Here is a 15,608-nt window from a genome sequence, read left to right on the forward strand (position 1 = left end):
ATGCTTCATGATAATCACGCGCTACTCAACGAACTGACCCGCCTGGTGGGCCACGCACATCTGTTAACCGACCCGGCGAAAACCGCCCGCTATCGTAAAGGCTTCCGCTCCGGACAGGGCGACGCGCTGGCGGTGGTATTTCCGGGCACCCTGCTGGAGCTCTGGCGAGTATTAAGCGCCTGCGTGCAGGCCGATAAAATTATTCTGATGCAGGCAGCGAATACCGGCCTGACGGAAGGCTCAACGCCGAACGGCAACGATTACGATCGCGATATTGTTATTATCAGCACCCTGCGCCTCGATAAACTTCAGTTGCTGGATAACGGCGAGCAGGTGCTGGCGTTTCCCGGCACGACCCTGTACTCGCTGGAAAAAGCGCTCAAGCCGCTGGGGCGCGAACCGCATTCGGTGATCGGCTCCTCCTGCATTGGCGCTTCGGTTATCGGCGGGATTTGTAATAACTCCGGCGGCGCGCTGGTCCAGCGCGGACCGGCCTATACCGAAATGTCACTGTTTGCGCGTATTGATGAAAACGGACGCTTACAGCTGGTCAATCATCTGGGCATTGAGCTGGGGCAAACGCCGGAACAAATTCTTAGCAAGCTGGACGATGAACGCATTACCGCAGGCGACGTGCGCCACGATGGTCGTCACGGGCACGACAATGATTACGTGACCCGGGTGCGCGACATTGGGGCCGACACGCCTGCCCGCTACAACGCTGACCCGGATCGGCTGTTCGAATCCTCCGGCTGTGCGGGCAAACTGGCGGTATTTGCCGTGCGGCTCGACACGTTTGTGGCAGAGAATAATCAGCAAGTATTTTATATCGGCACTAACCAGCCCGAAGTACTGACCGAGATCCGTCGCCATATCCTGGCGAATTTTACCCACCTGCCGATTGCCGGCGAATATATGCATCGCGATATTTATGATATTGCCGAGCAGTACGGAAAAGACACTTTTCTGATGATTGACAAACTCGGCACCGACAAAATGCCGCTGTTCTTTACCCTGAAAGGCCGCACCGATGCGCTGCTGGAAAAAGTCTCCCTGTTTAAGCCGCATTTCACCGATCGCACGATGCAAAAACTGACGCGAGTCTTCCCGGCACATTTGCCGCCGCGCATGAAAAGCTGGCGCGACAAATATGAACATCATCTGCTGCTAAAAATGGCGGGCGATGGCGTGAGTGAAGCGCGGGGCTGGCTGAGCGAGTATTTCAAAACCGCCGAGGGTGATTTCTTCGCCTGTACGCCTGAAGAGGGCAGCAAAGCGTTTTTACACCGTTTTGCGGCGGCAGGGGCAGCAATCCGCTATCAGGCGGTGCATGCGGACGAGGTGGAAGATATCCTGGCGCTGGATATTGCCCTGCGGCGTAATGATACCGAGTGGTTTGAACATCTGCCGGCGGAAATTGACAGCCAGTTAGTGCACAAGCTCTACTACGGGCATTTTATGTGCCATGTCTTCCATCAGGATTATATCGTTAAAAAAGGCGTTGATGCGCATCATCTGAAAGCGCAAATGCTCGAATTATTGCGCGCGCGGGGCGCACAGTACCCTGCTGAGCACAATGTCGGCCATTTGTATGAAGCGGCGGAGAGTTTACAAACGTTTTATCGCAAGAACGACCCGACAAACAGCATGAATCCAGGGATTGGTAAAACCAGTAAACAGAAGTACTGGGGCGAAGGGACATCTGTCGCACAAAAGCCGGTCGAAACTGCAGAGAGTGCACCGACGCCACCACCTGCCGTTTGAGTTTTTGACCTAAGTCGTAATAAAGTGGTTCAACGTGCCAGAGATGATGTGCTCTGGCTTTTTGTTTTGAGGAGCTTGCGTTATGTCTGCGGTTGACGTTTTGAACAGCGTGGATATTGAAGTCCGTGATGCCCTGCCCGACGATGTTTATGCTATTGCCGGGCTGTACGCCTGGCACGTGCTGAACGGTCGCGCCTCTTTTGAAGAAGTGCCGCCCTCGGTGGAAGAAATGCGCGAGCGCATGGGGAACGTCGCGGCGCAGGATCTGCCGTGGCTGGTGGCGCTCTACCGCGGTGTAGTGGTGGGCTATTGCTATGCGACGCAGTATCGTCCGCGTCCCGCCTACCGTTTCACTATCGAAGAGTCGATTTATGTTGATACGACTATGACCGGGCGCGGTATTGGCTCGCGTCTGCTGTCGCAGTTAATTGCCCGCTGTGAACAGGGTCCGTGGCGGCAGTTGCTGGCGGTGGTGGGTGATGGTCATAACAATCCAGGCTCGCTCAGGCTCCATCAGCAGCAGGGATTTGAGGTTGCCGGACGGCTGCGCAGCGTGGGCTATAAAAAAGGCGACTGGCGCGATACGTTGATTATGCAGCGCGCGCTTAATGACGGGGACTGGACGCTGCCGGAATAGGATTCGGGAAGCGCCCCGCCTGGTGCGCATGATGCCGGGTGGCGGCTGCGCCTTACCCGGCCTACCAAAACAGCATCGCAACACCATAGTGCCACCGGGGAATACCACCACACCGTCCCCCCGGTAAGCGCAGCGTCACCGGGGAATACCACCACATCGTCCCCCCGGTAAGCCAGCGCCACCGGGCAATGTGGCACATAGCCTGCGTCACAACAACGCGGGTTACTCGTTTTGTGCGGTGAAATCCATACTGGCCATTTGTGCCGCTTTTTGCTTTTTATAACTTAGTGCCGAGGCCGGAACCGGCATGGTTTTCCCGGTTTCAATCCAGGTTTTCAGGCGGCTGGCGTCGGCAAAATGCGTATATTTGCCAAACGCATCCATCACCACCAGCGCCACTGGCCGCTGATTAATCAACGTGCGCATTACCAGACAATGGCCCGCCGCGTTGGTAAAGCCGGTTTTGGTTAACTGAATATTCCAGTTATCGCGGTATACCAGATGATTGGTATTGCGGAACGGCAACGTGTAGGCCGGATTTGCAAACGTCGCCATATCTTCCCGCGTGGTGCTGAGTTGACCAATCAACGGATACTGCTTACTGGCAATCAGCAGCCGGGTCAAATCACGCGCGGTAGAGACGTTTTTAATCGACAGCCCGGTTGGCTCCACGTAGCGCGTATGGGTCATGCCCAGCGCTTTTGCTTTGGCATTCATCGCCCGGATAAAGGCGTCATAGCCGCCCGGATAATGATGCGCAAGGCTCGCCGCCGCGCGATTCTCTGACGACATCAGCGCCAGCAGCAGCATATCCTTACGGCTAATTTCGCTATTCAGACGCACGCGCGAATAGATCCCTTTCATCTCCGGCGTATGGCTGATATCAACCTTCAGCTTTTCATCCAGCGGCAAACGGGCGTCCAGTACCACCATCGCCGTCATAAGTTTAGTGATCGACGCAATGGGACGCACCAAATCCGGATGACTGGCGTAGATCACTTTATTGGTCTGAAGATCAACAATCATCGCACTACCGGAGGCGATTTCCGGCTGTAACGCCGTCGTAGCCGCAGCCGTTTTGGCATTGACCAAAGGTGAAAAAGCCACTGGCAGCATTAGCGCAAGGCTAAGCAAAGAAACGCGTAATTTCGGCATGATGAGATTCTGGTAGTTATATGCACAGGTTATATTTTTAGGGCGTGATTCATTATAGATATCAATGTAAAACACGCCTGCGCATCATACCTGCGGCACCAGTCCATCGCCAGAGAAGAATCGTGTCCAAATACTGCACGGCAGACGCGGGTCTTCACCGTGCAGCATCCGTCAGATCAAATGATAACCGTAGCCCCACAACAGTACGGTTAATGCCAGCAGCACTTCCAGCACCAGCACGCCGATGGCCAGAGTGGAACTGGAAAAACTCAGCCCCTCTTCTTTGTTAATATTAAGGAAGGTCGGAATGCCCAGATAGAGCAGATAACCGGTGTAAAACAGCGCGACCGTGCCCACCAGTGCGCACAGCCAGACCAGCGGATAAAGCGCCACGATCCCGCTTAAAAAAATAGGCGTCGCGACATAGCCGGCAAAGACCATACAGCGTGCCAGCGAAGGCCGGTGCGGGTAATGACGCGCCATCCACCAGATCACCCGGCCCATGACCGCCACACCTGCCAGCATCAGTCCATAAAACAGAATCGCCAGCGCAAAAGCCGTAAACAACGACAGTCGCACGACGCTATTTTCACCGAAATTCCAGCCAATTTGGGTGGTACCGATAAAAGCACAGATCACCGGGATCGCCGCCATAATTAAGACGTGATGCGTGTAATGATGCGACACCGTTTCGTTTTCGCGCTTTATCGCCTGCATTTCGCGATTAGGATGGGAGAGAAGTCCCCAGACATGGTTCATACAATCTCCTCAACTCGACGTGTTACGACCGTAGCTTGAGTATAATGCACATCGATAGATTATTTTATGTACAGACGAAAAATGCGCATCACTCTTCGCCTGCAACATTTTGCATAGCGGTTATGCTTGATGAGTGCAGTAACAAGAGGAGAGATGTTTAACGCATGGATATCAATTCGTTAATTACCGAGTATGGTTATGCTGCCCTGACGGTGGGCAGTCTTGCTGAGGGGGAAACCATTACCCTGCTTGGCGGCGTCGCCGCTCATCAGGGGCTGCTGAAATTTCCACTGGTGGTTATTGCCGTGGCATTGGGAGGGATCATCGGCGATCAGTTGCTCTATTTTTTAGGACGCCGCTTTGGCCACCGCATTCTGGCACGCTTCCATCATCATCAGGATAAAATTAACCGCGCGCAACGGCTTATCCAGCGCCGTCCGTGGCTGTTCGTCATTGGCAGCCGCTTTATGTATGGTTTTCGTATTATTGGCCCGCTGTTGATCGGAGCCAGTCGCCTGCCGCCAAAGCTGTTTCTGCCGTTGAATATCGTCGGAGCGATTGTCTGGGCGCTGATCTTCACCACCCTCGGTTACGCTGGCGGTGAAGTCATTGGACCGTGGCTGCACCATCTGAACCAGCACTTGAAGCATCTGGTCTGGCTTGGGCTTGCCGTGGCGCTGGTACTGGGCATACGCCTGTGGTTGAAACACCGCCACAAACGCCAGTAGTCAAGCAGCCGTTATTTCAGACCTTCGAACTGCGGATTGACCAGCATAAAACCGCCGTCAACAATAAATGACTGTCCGGTGGTATAGGTCGCATATTCCGAGCATAGCCATGCGACCAGGCTGGCAATCTCTTGCGTTTTACCGGGACGAGTAAGCGGGATATTCGGCATCGAACCGGGTTTCGCATCGTCGTTGCTCATGTCGTTCATGGGCGTGGCGATAGCGCCGGGTGCCACCGAGTTAACGAGAATATTGTGTTTTACCAGCTCCAGCGCCATGGATTTGGTCAGTCCGCCAAGCGCATGTTTCGCCGAGGTGTAAGCGCTGGCGTCAGGCAGTGGGGAGTGTTCATGCACGGAGGTGATATTAACGATGCGTCCCCCCTCGCCCTGCGCCACCATTTTTCTGGCGGCAATCTGCGAACACAGGAACGCCCCTTCCACATCCACCGTAAAAATCGCGCGCCAGTCTTCCAGTTTAACGTCGAGGAACGCGTCTTTGGTCATCATGCCCGCATTATTGACCAGCACATCAATACGGCCAAACTGGTCGATCAATTTTTCCAGCGCCTGCGCACCTTCCGGAAGTTTACTCAGATCTAACTGCGCCGAAATCGCTTTACGCCCCAGCGCCTCGACGTCTTTTACCGTCTCCTGAGCGCCTTTTTCATCCGAATGCCAGGTTACGCCAATGTCGTAGCCGCCTTTAGCAAGGAATAGCGCGCACATCTTACCGATGCCGGAATCCGACGCGGTGACTATTGCAACTTTATTTGCCGTCATACCTACCTCCCGTTAAGTTCAGGAGGTAAGTATAGGAAACGCCGGGCGACTATGGGTTGGTGGAGGAAAAATGATAACCGCCGCCCAGCGCGGAGGTCAGTTGAATGGAGGCATCCAGCCATTGCCCCTGCAATTTCAGGCCATTGATTTGCTCTTCCAGCGCGGGGATGCGCGCCTGGTTTACGCGAGACCCGGCAATGATCCCCGCCTTCAGGCGGGCTTCCGCCAGCGCGACAATACGTGAGGCGTCCTGCTGTACCTTTTTCTGCTGCGCATTTTTCGCCATCAGCGTCTCAACCTGGGTGGCACTGCGGGCCACTTGATTCACCGCATCCACCACCGCCTTGTTGTAACTGGCAATGGAAAGATCGTTCTGCGCGCTGGCGATATCCAGATTCGCATTCAGCCGACCACTGTCAAATATCGGCAGCGTCAGCCCCGCCGTCACACCCATCTGCTGAGCGGAGTGGCGGAACAAGTCACTCAGGTGCAACGCATCCTGCTGTAAAAAAGCCATCAGGTTGATGTCAGGATAAAATGCCGCTTTGGCGGCATCGACCTCTTTTAACGAGGCCTCGATATACCAGTGGGCCGCCTGTAAGTCTGGCCGACGAGCCAGCAGCTCATAGCCCAGGCTGGCAGGCATTGTCGTCTGTACTTCAGGTAACGTTACGCTATGCAGAGTGAGCGTTGATGATTGCGCATTGGTCAGCGCCAGCAGCCGCGCTTCGATAATTTTCATATTTCCGGCCACTTCCGCCAGCTTTTGCTGCGTTTTGCCTGCGTTGATATCGGTTTCTGCGCCCTCTACCGACGAGGTGATCCCCTGCTGATACAGCGCCCGATCGACAGCGACAATTGCCTCCTGTTGCTGTTCGATGTTGCCGAGTACCGTTTTAATTGCCGCTTCTGTTTGCCATTCCCAGTACAGACGCGCCACGCTGCTGGCCAGCAGTTGCTGCGCCTGCTGTAATTCTGCGCTTCGCGCCCGCACCAGGCCAATGCGCCCTTCGACTTCAGCGCGATTTTTGCCCCACAGGTCCAGATCCCAACCGGCCGTCAGGCCAAAAGTACCGTTGGTGTACCACGGGCCGGTGGTGCCGGCAGCCGGATCGGTGAAGGCAAAGGGTCCCATCAACCCTTCCGCTGACATTTTTTGCCGCTCAACGTCGGAGGAGAAATTAATCGCCGGACCATCCGCTGCTTCCGCCATCTTCGCCTGCGCTTCCGCCAGTACAATACGCTGCTGCGCGACTTTTAAATCGGGTGCCTGGGTCAGTGCCTGGCTTATCAACGCGTTAAGCTGCGGGTCATGATATTGCGTCCACCACTGGCTTTGCGGCCAGCCATTTTGCAGCGCCGTCGGCAGCGTTGTGTTTACGGACGCCGCCGGATTTTGCGGTTTAAGGGTGGCGTTAACATCATGCGAAGGTGCACAGCCTGTCAGAGAAAAGACCAGCGGCAGAGCTGACATCGCAGCCATAATCAGGGGACGGTTCATAGCGTGATATTTAAGAGGTAAAAAACGAGGCGGCAAGATTACGCGGCGGATGAAAATTTTGTTTAGTAACGCGTGGCAATGCACAATCAGAAATAAAATGAAACAACCAGAAAACTATTCACAATGCAAATAATTAATACGCTATTTAATTAACAATTTTATAACTCATCCAGGCAAACTTCCCAATGCTTTCCTATACTTGATGTGAATACAACAAAGAGGGAATGCGCGATGAAAATTTTACTATGGGCTATTTTAATTATTTTTCTGATCGGGCTGCTGGTGGTGACAGGGGTGTTTAAGATGATTTTCTGATGGTTATCGCCCTCCTTCGTGAGGGCGATAGTTTTTCAGGACCAGCGCTCGATGACGCTGGCAATGGAGGCCGAATCCTGAAATGTCCGAATCGCCGTAAACAGATCCAACGCCTCGTCATATTCTTTACGTAAATATCCCAGCCATTGTTTAATGCGCGCGACATGATATAAGCCGGTGTCATCCTGCTTTTCGAGGCGCGAATATTTACGCAGCAGTTCAACCACCTCAGGCCACGGCATACGCGGCTCGTTGTATTTGATAACCCGGCTGAGGTTTGGCACGTTGAGCGCGCCGCGGCCAATCATCAGGGCATTGCAGCCAGTGGTCTGCAAGCAGGCCTGCGCGCTTTGCCAGTCCCAGATTTCGCCGTTGGCAATTACCGGGATCGTCAGACGCTGGCGGATCTCGCTAATCGCCTGCCAGTTAATACGCTCGGCTTTATAGCCATCTTCTTTTGTGCGCCCGTGTACTGCCAGCTCGGTTGCTCCGGCCTGCTGCACGGCATCAGCGATTTCAAACTGGCGATCGCCACTGTCCCAGCCAAGGCGGATTTTTACCGTCACGGGTAAATGCGCGGGCACCGCCTCGCGCATTGCTCTGGCCCCCTGATAAATCAGCTCCGGATCTTTGAGTAACGTCGCCCCGCCGCCGCTGCCATTTACCGTTTTCGACGGACAGCCACAGTTAAGATCGACCCCATAAGAGCCAAGCTCCACGGCGCGGGCTGCGTTCTCCGCCAGCCAGTGAGGATATTGCCCCAGTAACTGAATACGCACCGGGGTGCCGAAAGAGGTGCGGCTTTGATGATGCAGCTCCGGGCACAGTTTGTAGAACGACTTAACGGGCAGGAGTTGATCCACCACGCGCAGAAACTCGGTGATGCACAAATCGTAATCATTCACCCCGGTCAGCAGCTCACGCACCAGCGAATCAAGCACGCCTTCCATCGGCGCGAGGAGTACACGCATATCTTTACCCGTTAAAAAAGAGGCGCTATGTTAGCCTCTCTGCGCCAGAGTTGAAAGCGCTGACAGAATTAGCGCATCTGATTCGTTTATTTGCCTGATGTTCCAGGCATCTATCTCAACTATGCTTCGAATTCATGATGTGATCGGTAGCACATTTTCGGCTTTAATTGTATGATGAATGCGTTTTCGTAAGGATTGAAACCATGAGTAAGACATTCACAATCATCTGGCAATACCTGCGCGCCTTCGTCCTGATCTACGCCTGTTTATACGCCGGGATTTACATCGCTTCCCTGCTCCCTATCACCATTCCCGGCAGCATTATCGGCATGCTGATCCTTTTCTTTCTGCTGGCGCTACAAATCCTGCCCGCGAAGTGGGTCAATCCAGGCTGTTATGGCCTGATCCGCTATATGGCGCTGCTGTTTGTACCGATCGGTGTTGGCGTTATGCAATATGTTGACGTCCTGCGAGCGCAGTTCGGACCGGTCGTGGTTTCCTGCGCGATCAGTACGCTGGTGGTTTTTCTGGTCGTGAGCTGGAGTTCACACCTGGTACATGGCGAACGTAAAATTGTGGGTCAGAAGGACATTAAAAAATGATGGCATCTATCTGGTGGTCATTGCCGTTAACGCTGGCGGTGTTTTTTGCCGCACGTAAACTTGCCGCACGGTTTAAAATGCCGCTGCTTAACCCGCTGCTGGTGGCAATGGTCGTCATTATTCCTTTTTTGCTGTTGACCGGCATTCCTTACGATCGCTATTTTCAGGGCAGTAAAATCCTCAACGATCTTTTACAGCCTGCGGTAGTGGCGCTGGCCTTTCCGCTGTATGAGCAGCTACACCAAATCCGCGCCCGCTGGAAATCCATTATTACCATTTGTTTTGTCGGAAGCGTTGTGGCGATGGTGACGGGAACCAGCGTTGCCCTGCTGATGGGAGCCACGCCGGAAATCGCTGCCTCCGTGTTGCCAAAATCAGTGACCACACCGATTGCAATGGCGGTTGGCGGCAGCATTGGCGGTATTCCGGCCATTAGTGCGGTATGCGTTATTTTCGTCGGCATTCTCGGCGCGGTGTTCGGTCACACGTTACTGAATATTATGGGCATTCGTACCAAAGCGGCACGCGGGCTGGCGATGGGTACGGCGTCGCACGCCCTGGGGACCGCGCGTTGCGCTGAGCTGGATTACCAGGAAGGTGCGTTTAGCTCTCTGGCGCTGGTGATTTGCGGCATCATAACGTCACTGATTGCGCCGTTCCTGTTTCCGCTGATTCTGGCGATCGTAGGGTAAAATTTGCGATACGTCGCGCAATTTTTATTTTCATTGCAGCAGTTGCACACATAATGGGATCTGGATCACGTTACAAATCTTCAGACGCCTCGTAAACTACGATCCCATTACATTGTTATGAGGCAACTCCATGCATCAACGTTTTCAATCTGCTTTCCCGCAGCTTTCGGGTGAGATGCAATCCGCGCTGGCACCTCTGCTGGAAGATGAGCATTTTCCTGCAATGCTCAGTGCCGGGCAGGTCTCGTCACTGCTACGCGCGACGGGAATGGACGAAGACGCGCTGGCCTTCGCCCTCCTCCCCCTTGCCGCCGCCTGCGCGCGCGCCGATCTTTCAAACTTTAATGTTGGCGCGATTGCCCGCGGTGTCAGCGGTACCTGGTATTTTGGCGCAAATATGGAATTCCACGGCGCAACGATGCAGCAAACGGTGCATGCCGAGCAAAGTGCCATCACCCACGCCTGGTTGCGCGGCGAGAAGTCGCTGAAAGCCATTACCGTGAACTATACGCCCTGCGGCCACTGCCGCCAGTTTATGAACGAGCTGAACAGCGGGCTGGATATCACTATTCATCTGCCTGGCCGCCCGGCGCACACCCTGGGCCACTATCTGCCTGACGCGTTCGGGCCTAAAGATTTAGCGATCAAAACTCTGTTGATGGACGAGCAGGACCAGGGATTTCACGTGCAGGGCGATGCATTGACCCAGGCCGCCATTCTTGGCGCTAACCGTAGCCATGCCCCTTACAGTAAAGCGCCGTCCGGCGTCGCGCTGGTATGCAGTGACGGCACCATTTTCACCGGCAGCTATGCCGAGAATGCGGCGTTTAACCCTTCCCTGCCGCCGCTTCAGGGCGCACTGAATCTGCTGAGTTTGAACGGTTATGATTATCCGGATATTCAGCGGGCCATACTGGCAGAGCGTGCTGATGCTCCGCTCATTCAGTGGGAAGCTACCCGTGCAACACTTAACGCGCTGGGCTGTCACCACGTTGAGCGTGTCTTTCTCGCCTGACGCGCAATGCGGGCTTTTAGCCCGCATTGATGAAAATCCCTTCAGTTGAGCGTCCGTTTCTTGCGCTTGCTTCACGGGTAAAGTAGCCTGATTAAAATTTTCGCCACCGCCGGGTTTGGGTCCATGTTGAAGCGTTTGTTATACAGTCTGTTAGTCCTGATTGGCTTGCTGCTGTTAACAGTGCTTGGTCTCGACCGGTGGATGAGCTGGAAAACCGCTCCCTATATTTACGACGAGCTTCAGGATCTCCCCTGGAGGCAGGTAGGTGTCGTTCTCGGGACGGCCAAATATTACCGCACCGGTGTGATTAATCAGTATTATCGCTACCGTATTCAGGGCGCGCTTAATGCTTACAACAGCGGGAAAGTGAATTACCTGCTGTTAAGCGGGGATAACGCGCAGCAAAGCTATAATGAACCGATGACGATGCGTAAGGATCTGATTGCCGCAGGCGTCGATCCTGCGGATATTGTGCTGGATTATGCCGGTTTCCGTACGCTCGACTCTATCGTCCGCACCCGCAAGGTGTTCGATACCAACGATTTTATTATCATTACCCAGCGCTTCCACTGCGAGCGGGCGCTGTTTATCGCCCTGCATATGGGTATTCAGGCACAGTGCTACGCGGTCCCGTCACCCAAAAATATGTGGAACGTACGCGCACGCGAATTCGGTGCCCGTTTTGGCGCGCTGGCCGACCTGTATATTTTCAAGCGTGAGCCACGTTTCCTCGGCCCGTTAATCCCTATTCCTTCGCGTCATGAAATCCCGGAAGACTCCCAGGGCTACCCGGCGGTGACGCCTGAACAACTGCTGGAATTGCAGCCGAAAACACGCAAGTAAGTGGTGTGATACAGGCCGTTCGCACAATAAAAAACGCCCGGCAGCGCTGACTTGCCGGGCGTTACAGGCCAGATATTATTTTTTACGCGCGTATTTCAGTGAATCCAGCGCCACGGCGAAGATAATAATGCCGCCCTTAATGATGTACTGCCAGTAAGGGTTAACGCCGATATAGGTCAGACCGTAGTTGATGACCGTAAAGATAATCACCCCGGTCACGACGCCCAGTACTGTACCCACACCACCGCTGAAGGACACGCCGCCCACCACGCAGGCGGCAATCGCATCCAGTTCATACATAAAGCCGAGGTTGTTGGTCGCCGAGCCAATACGCCCTGCTTCCAGCATCCCACCGAAAGCATAGAACACACCGGAGAGCGCATAGATCATCAGCAGGTTCAGCGCGACGTTAACGCCGGAGACTTTGGCCGCTTCCGGGTTGCCACCGATAGCAAAAATGTTTTTGCCAAAGCGGGTTTTATTCCACAAGATCCAGACAAATGCCACGGCAATTAACGCGTAGAAAGTGATGTACGAGAGGCGGAAACTGCCCAGCGCGACAAAGCCCTGCGTAAAGGTCGAGAAGCCGCTGTCGAAGCCAGAAATCGGCGAGGCACCAACGAAATCGTAATACAGGGAGTTGATACCGTAGACGATAATCATCGTGCCGAGGGTGGTGATAAACGGCGTTACGTTCAGGTAAGCGATGATAATACCATTCACCAGACCGATGACCGCACCAATCGCACAGACAATCAGGATCACCACAAAAATTGGCATGGTGGCCATTTCCGGGAACACCTTATTGGCGTTTTCCATAGACTGCAACAATGTTGCTGCCACCACGGCCGCCAGCCCCACCTGACGTCCGGCGGAAAGGTCGGTCCCCTGGGTAACGATAAGCCCGGCCACACCCAGGGCGATAATAATACGCACCGATGACTGGGTGAGAATGTTACTCAGGTTCAGCAAACTTAAGAACGTAGGGTCCTGGAAAATAATGATAGCCAGTAAGACTAAAAGAACGACGTAAATACCGCCCTCTTTCAGATAAGTGAGAAAACTTTTTTTATTTAACGCACTCATGAGGAGCCCCTGATCTTAAAGGTGCAAAGACGCAAGACGGAGAATTTCGTTTTGCGTTGTGGTTTTAGTGTCAACAATTCCGGAAACGAGACCATTGCTCATTACCAGGATACGGTCAGTGATCCCCAGCAGTTCAGGCATTTCAGAAGAGATAATAATAATCCCCTTGCCTTTCTTCGCCAGCTCCGCGATCAGCTGATAGATTTCGAATTTCGCGCCAACGTCAATACCGCGCGTCGGTTCATCGAGCATCAGGATTTCTGGCTGAGTTAATAACCAGCGGCCAATAACCACCTTCTGCTGATTGCCTCCGGAGAGGGAACCAATTTGCGTGCGGTGTCCCGGCGTTTTAACGCGCATAGCGTCAATTACCCACTGGGTATCACTTTTCATGCGTGAATTATCCAGTAGCCCGACTTTGTTCTTGTAATTTTGAATATTCGAAATCAGCGAGTTAAAACCAATATCCAGATAAGCGTAAATACCGGTTGAACGTCGCTCTTCGGTTACCAGCGCAAAGCCATGGTTAATGGCCTCGTTAGCAGTATGATTATTTATTTTTTTGCCGTGCAGGGTAATGGTGCCGCCTGATTTTTCACGGATACCAAACAGGGTTTCTACAATATCGGTACGCTTCGCACCGACCAGACCGGCAATACCGAGGATTTCCCCTTTATGCAGATCAAAAGACACATCGCGAATCGATGGCTGGCGCAGCGAGGTCAGATTACGGACTTCGAGAATAACTTCGCCCGGCGTATTTTCACGATTCGGGAAACGCTGGTTGAGAGAGCGGCCTACCATCATGGCAATGATCTTATCCATATCCAGCCCTTCCAGCGGCTGAGTGGCGATCCACTGACCGTCGCGCAGGATGGTGATTTCATCGCACAGCTGGAATATTTCTTCCATTTTATGCGAAATATAGACAATACCGCAGCCACGCTCTTTCAGTTTGCGGATAATAGTAAAAAGGTGCCCCACTTCTTTTTCGGTTAAAGAAGAGGTTGGCTCATCCATAATGACGATTTTAGCGTCATAAGAGAACGCTTTAGCGATCTCAATCATCTGCATTTGCGAAACAGACAGGGTACCGACGCGCGCGCGCGGATCGATATTAATATCCAGCTCGTCAAAAATCGCTTTGGTATCGCGGTACATTTTGTCCTGATCGACAAACATACCTTTGGTGGGATAGCGCCCCAGCCACATATTATCCATTACGGAGCGTTGCAATACCAGGTTCAGCTCCTGGTGCACCATTGATATCCCATTTTCCAGCGCTTCTTTCGCTGAATGGAAGTCGATTTCCTTGCCCTGGAAAATAATACTCCCGGAATCCTTCTGATAGATCCCAAACAGACATTTTAATAATGTTGATTTACCCGCACCGTTCTCACCCATTAATGCATGAATAGAATGAGGACGCACTTTTAAATTAACATTATCGAGTGCCTTAACGCCGGGAAACGACTTGTTGATATTGCTCATTTCCAACAAGAATTCGCCTGACGACTCTGTGTTATTGCTGACCATAGCTATACCTGGCTGCGATAGTGTTGTTCCCGCTGTCTACCGTGGCGCACACGTAACGCGCCCCGACTACGTCAGGATATTTCTTTGTCGTTATTAATTGGGCGCGCTTACGCACGCCCAAAGTTAAAAAAACTTATTTATTGCTAAACTGAGACAGGTTGTCTTTATCCACACCCACGTATGGGATACGGACGATTTTATTTTCAAGTTTCCAGTTAGTACCGTCTGCCGCACCTTTACCATCGGCGAGATTTTTCGCCAGATCAAAAGTCGCTTTTGCCTGGTTGTTGGCATCGTTCAGCACGGTACCGGCCAGGGCACCCGATTTAACCAGCGCCAGCGCTTCTGGCAGCGCATCAACACCGAATACCGGAATGCTGCTCTTATTATGCGCTTTCAGTGCTTCTACTGCGCCCATTGCCATCGCATCGTTGTTAGCGATAACCACTTCAATTTTGTTAGCGTTCGGACCTGAGAGCCAGGCGTCCATTTTGTCTTTCGCCTGAGCGGTATCCCACATGGCGGTATCTAACGCCAGCTGCTGCGTTTTAATACCCTTCTCGTTCAGCTCTTTAATCACGTACGAGGTACGCGCTTCAGCATCCGGATGGCCCGGCTCGCCTTTCAGCAGCACGAACTGGATTTGACCGTCTTTATTCAGATCCCAGCCCTGATTAGCGGCCCAGTGTTTAGCGATCAAATCGCCCTGAATAATACCGGACTCTTTAGAGTCGGTGCCGACATAGAACGCTTTATCATAGCTATCCAGCGCTTTACGCGAAGGTTCTTTGTTGAAGAACACGATTGGCACATTTTGTCCGCGCGCTTTTTCAATCACCGTACCTGCTGCTGCCGGGTCCACCAGGTTGATGGCCAGCGCTTTAACGCCTTTTGCCAGCAATACGTCAATCTGGTCGTTTTGTTTGGACTGGTCGTTCTGCGAGTCATTCATCAACAGTTGAACGTCAGAGGCTTCTTTTGCATCTTTCTCGATGGCTTTACGTACAACGGACATAAAGTTATCGTCATATTTATAAATCGTCACGCCAATACGGGTATCCGCAGCGTGTGCAGCCGCACCAAATAACATGCTTGCCATCACGGCAGACAGGGTAAGCACCTTCTTATTCATGGTATCTCCGGTTTTTGTTATGCAGGGTAGTACGGGTGAATAACTCTGACAGGCAGCGCCTTATGGAGGATTACTGCATGCCGAATTCAC

The 15,608-nt window shown here is 53.0% G+C and carries 16 protein-coding genes; 8 read left to right on the top strand and 8 right to left on the bottom strand.

Annotated elements, in window-relative coordinates; all coding sequences use genetic code 11:
- Together dld and CHU32_RS01300 are read left to right on the top strand one after the other, a co-directional pair.
- Window positions 1–1,764: a D-lactate dehydrogenase gene (dld, locus tag CHU32_RS01295; RefSeq protein ID WP_103674275.1), complete on the top strand. Its 1,764-nt coding sequence runs from the start codon at window positions 1–3 to the stop codon at window positions 1,762–1,764.
- 82 nt (window positions 1,765–1,846) lie between these two features.
- Window positions 1,847–2,401 carry a GNAT family N-acetyltransferase gene (locus tag CHU32_RS01300; RefSeq protein WP_103674276.1) on the top strand — a complete coding sequence of 185 codons (555 nt, stop codon included), beginning with the start codon at window positions 1,847–1,849 and terminating at the stop codon, window positions 2,399–2,401.
- A 222-nt stretch (window positions 2,402–2,623) separates the two neighbouring features.
- Here the strand turns inward: CHU32_RS01300 and pbpG are convergent, their stop codons facing one another.
- A complete protein-coding gene (pbpG, locus tag CHU32_RS01305; protein WP_103750769.1) occupies window positions 2,624–3,556 on the bottom strand; it encodes a D-alanyl-D-alanine endopeptidase in 933 nt (310 codons plus the stop codon).
- A gap of 171 nt (window positions 3,557–3,727) precedes the next feature.
- The gene (locus CHU32_RS01310; protein WP_103674277.1) at window positions 3,728–4,315 is read right to left on the bottom strand and encodes a Yip1 family protein; all 588 of its coding nucleotides are present in this window, start codon (window positions 4,313–4,315) and stop codon (window positions 3,728–3,730) included.
- 164 nt (window positions 4,316–4,479) lie between these two features.
- Here CHU32_RS01310 and CHU32_RS01315 point away from each other — a divergent pair, with 164 nt between their 5' ends.
- Window positions 4,480–5,043, top strand: coding sequence for a DedA family protein (locus CHU32_RS01315; RefSeq protein WP_103674278.1), 564 nt, complete (start codon window positions 4,480–4,482; stop codon window positions 5,041–5,043).
- A gap of 11 nt (window positions 5,044–5,054) precedes the next feature.
- Here CHU32_RS01315 and CHU32_RS01320 read toward each other — a convergent pair whose 3' ends face one another.
- Both CHU32_RS01320 and mdtQ read right to left on the bottom strand, forming a co-directional pair.
- Entirely contained in the window at window positions 5,055–5,825 is a 771-nt protein-coding gene (locus CHU32_RS01320; RefSeq protein ID WP_103674279.1) for an SDR family oxidoreductase, read from the bottom strand.
- A 49-nt stretch (window positions 5,826–5,874) separates the two neighbouring features.
- The gene (gene mdtQ, locus CHU32_RS01325) at window positions 5,875–7,326 is read right to left on the bottom strand and encodes a multidrug resistance outer membrane protein MdtQ (RefSeq protein WP_103674280.1); all 1,452 of its coding nucleotides are present in this window, start codon (window positions 7,324–7,326) and stop codon (window positions 5,875–5,877) included.
- Between the two features lie 231 nt (window positions 7,327–7,557).
- On the opposite strand from mdtQ, the gene yohP reads away from it, so the two are divergent.
- Window positions 7,558–7,641: a small membrane protein YohP gene (gene yohP, locus CHU32_RS01330; protein ID WP_000698460.1), complete on the top strand. Its 84-nt coding sequence runs from the start codon at window positions 7,558–7,560 to the stop codon at window positions 7,639–7,641.
- A 35-nt stretch (window positions 7,642–7,676) separates the two neighbouring features.
- Here the strand turns inward: yohP and dusC are convergent, their stop codons facing one another.
- Window positions 7,677–8,612 (bottom strand): tRNA dihydrouridine(16) synthase DusC, encoded by a 936-nt coding sequence (dusC, locus tag CHU32_RS01335; RefSeq protein ID WP_103674281.1) that lies wholly within the window; start codon window positions 8,610–8,612, stop codon window positions 7,677–7,679.
- A 203-nt stretch (window positions 8,613–8,815) separates the two neighbouring features.
- Between dusC and CHU32_RS01340 the strand changes: the two genes are divergently transcribed.
- The 4 genes from CHU32_RS01340 (at window position 8,816) to sanA (ending at window position 11,764) form a co-directional block, all read left to right on the top strand.
- Window positions 8,816–9,214 (top strand): CidA/LrgA family protein, encoded by a 399-nt coding sequence (locus tag CHU32_RS01340; RefSeq protein ID WP_103674282.1) that lies wholly within the window; start codon window positions 8,816–8,818, stop codon window positions 9,212–9,214.
- Complete coding sequence (locus CHU32_RS01345; RefSeq protein WP_103674283.1) at window positions 9,211–9,906, top strand: CidB/LrgB family autolysis modulator; 696 nt, start codon at window positions 9,211–9,213, stop codon at window positions 9,904–9,906. The genes CHU32_RS01340 and CHU32_RS01345 overlap by 4 nt, the downstream gene beginning before the upstream one ends.
- Before the next feature lie 130 nt (window positions 9,907–10,036).
- Complete coding sequence (gene cdd, locus CHU32_RS01350; RefSeq protein WP_103674284.1) at window positions 10,037–10,921, top strand: cytidine deaminase; 885 nt, start codon at window positions 10,037–10,039, stop codon at window positions 10,919–10,921.
- A 123-nt stretch (window positions 10,922–11,044) separates the two neighbouring features.
- Window positions 11,045–11,764 carry an outer membrane permeability protein SanA gene (gene sanA / locus CHU32_RS01355; protein WP_103674285.1) on the top strand — a complete coding sequence of 240 codons (720 nt, stop codon included), beginning with the start codon at window positions 11,045–11,047 and terminating at the stop codon, window positions 11,762–11,764.
- A 75-nt stretch (window positions 11,765–11,839) separates the two neighbouring features.
- Here the strand turns inward: sanA and mglC are convergent, their stop codons facing one another.
- The 3 genes from mglC to mglB all read right to left on the bottom strand — a co-directional run bounded on the left by mglC (window position 11,840) and on the right by mglB (window position 15,518).
- Window positions 11,840–12,850 carry a galactose/methyl galactoside ABC transporter permease MglC gene (gene mglC, locus CHU32_RS01360; protein WP_103674286.1) on the bottom strand — a complete coding sequence of 337 codons (1,011 nt, stop codon included), beginning with the start codon at window positions 12,848–12,850 and terminating at the stop codon, window positions 11,840–11,842.
- Window positions 12,851–12,865: 15 nt separating this feature from the next.
- The gene (mglA, locus tag CHU32_RS01365; RefSeq protein WP_103750764.1) at window positions 12,866–14,386 is read right to left on the bottom strand and encodes a galactose/methyl galactoside ABC transporter ATP-binding protein MglA; all 1,521 of its coding nucleotides are present in this window, start codon (window positions 14,384–14,386) and stop codon (window positions 12,866–12,868) included.
- A gap of 133 nt (window positions 14,387–14,519) precedes the next feature.
- The gene (gene mglB / locus CHU32_RS01370) at window positions 14,520–15,518 is read right to left on the bottom strand and encodes a galactose/glucose ABC transporter substrate-binding protein MglB (RefSeq protein WP_103674288.1); all 999 of its coding nucleotides are present in this window, start codon (window positions 15,516–15,518) and stop codon (window positions 14,520–14,522) included.
- Between the last annotated feature and the right edge of the window lie 90 nt (window positions 15,519–15,608).

The sequence above is a fragment of the Superficieibacter electus genome (genome assembly GCF_002915575.1).
In the GTDB taxonomy this organism is placed as follows: Bacteria; Pseudomonadota; Gammaproteobacteria; order Enterobacterales; family Enterobacteriaceae; genus Superficieibacter; species Superficieibacter electus.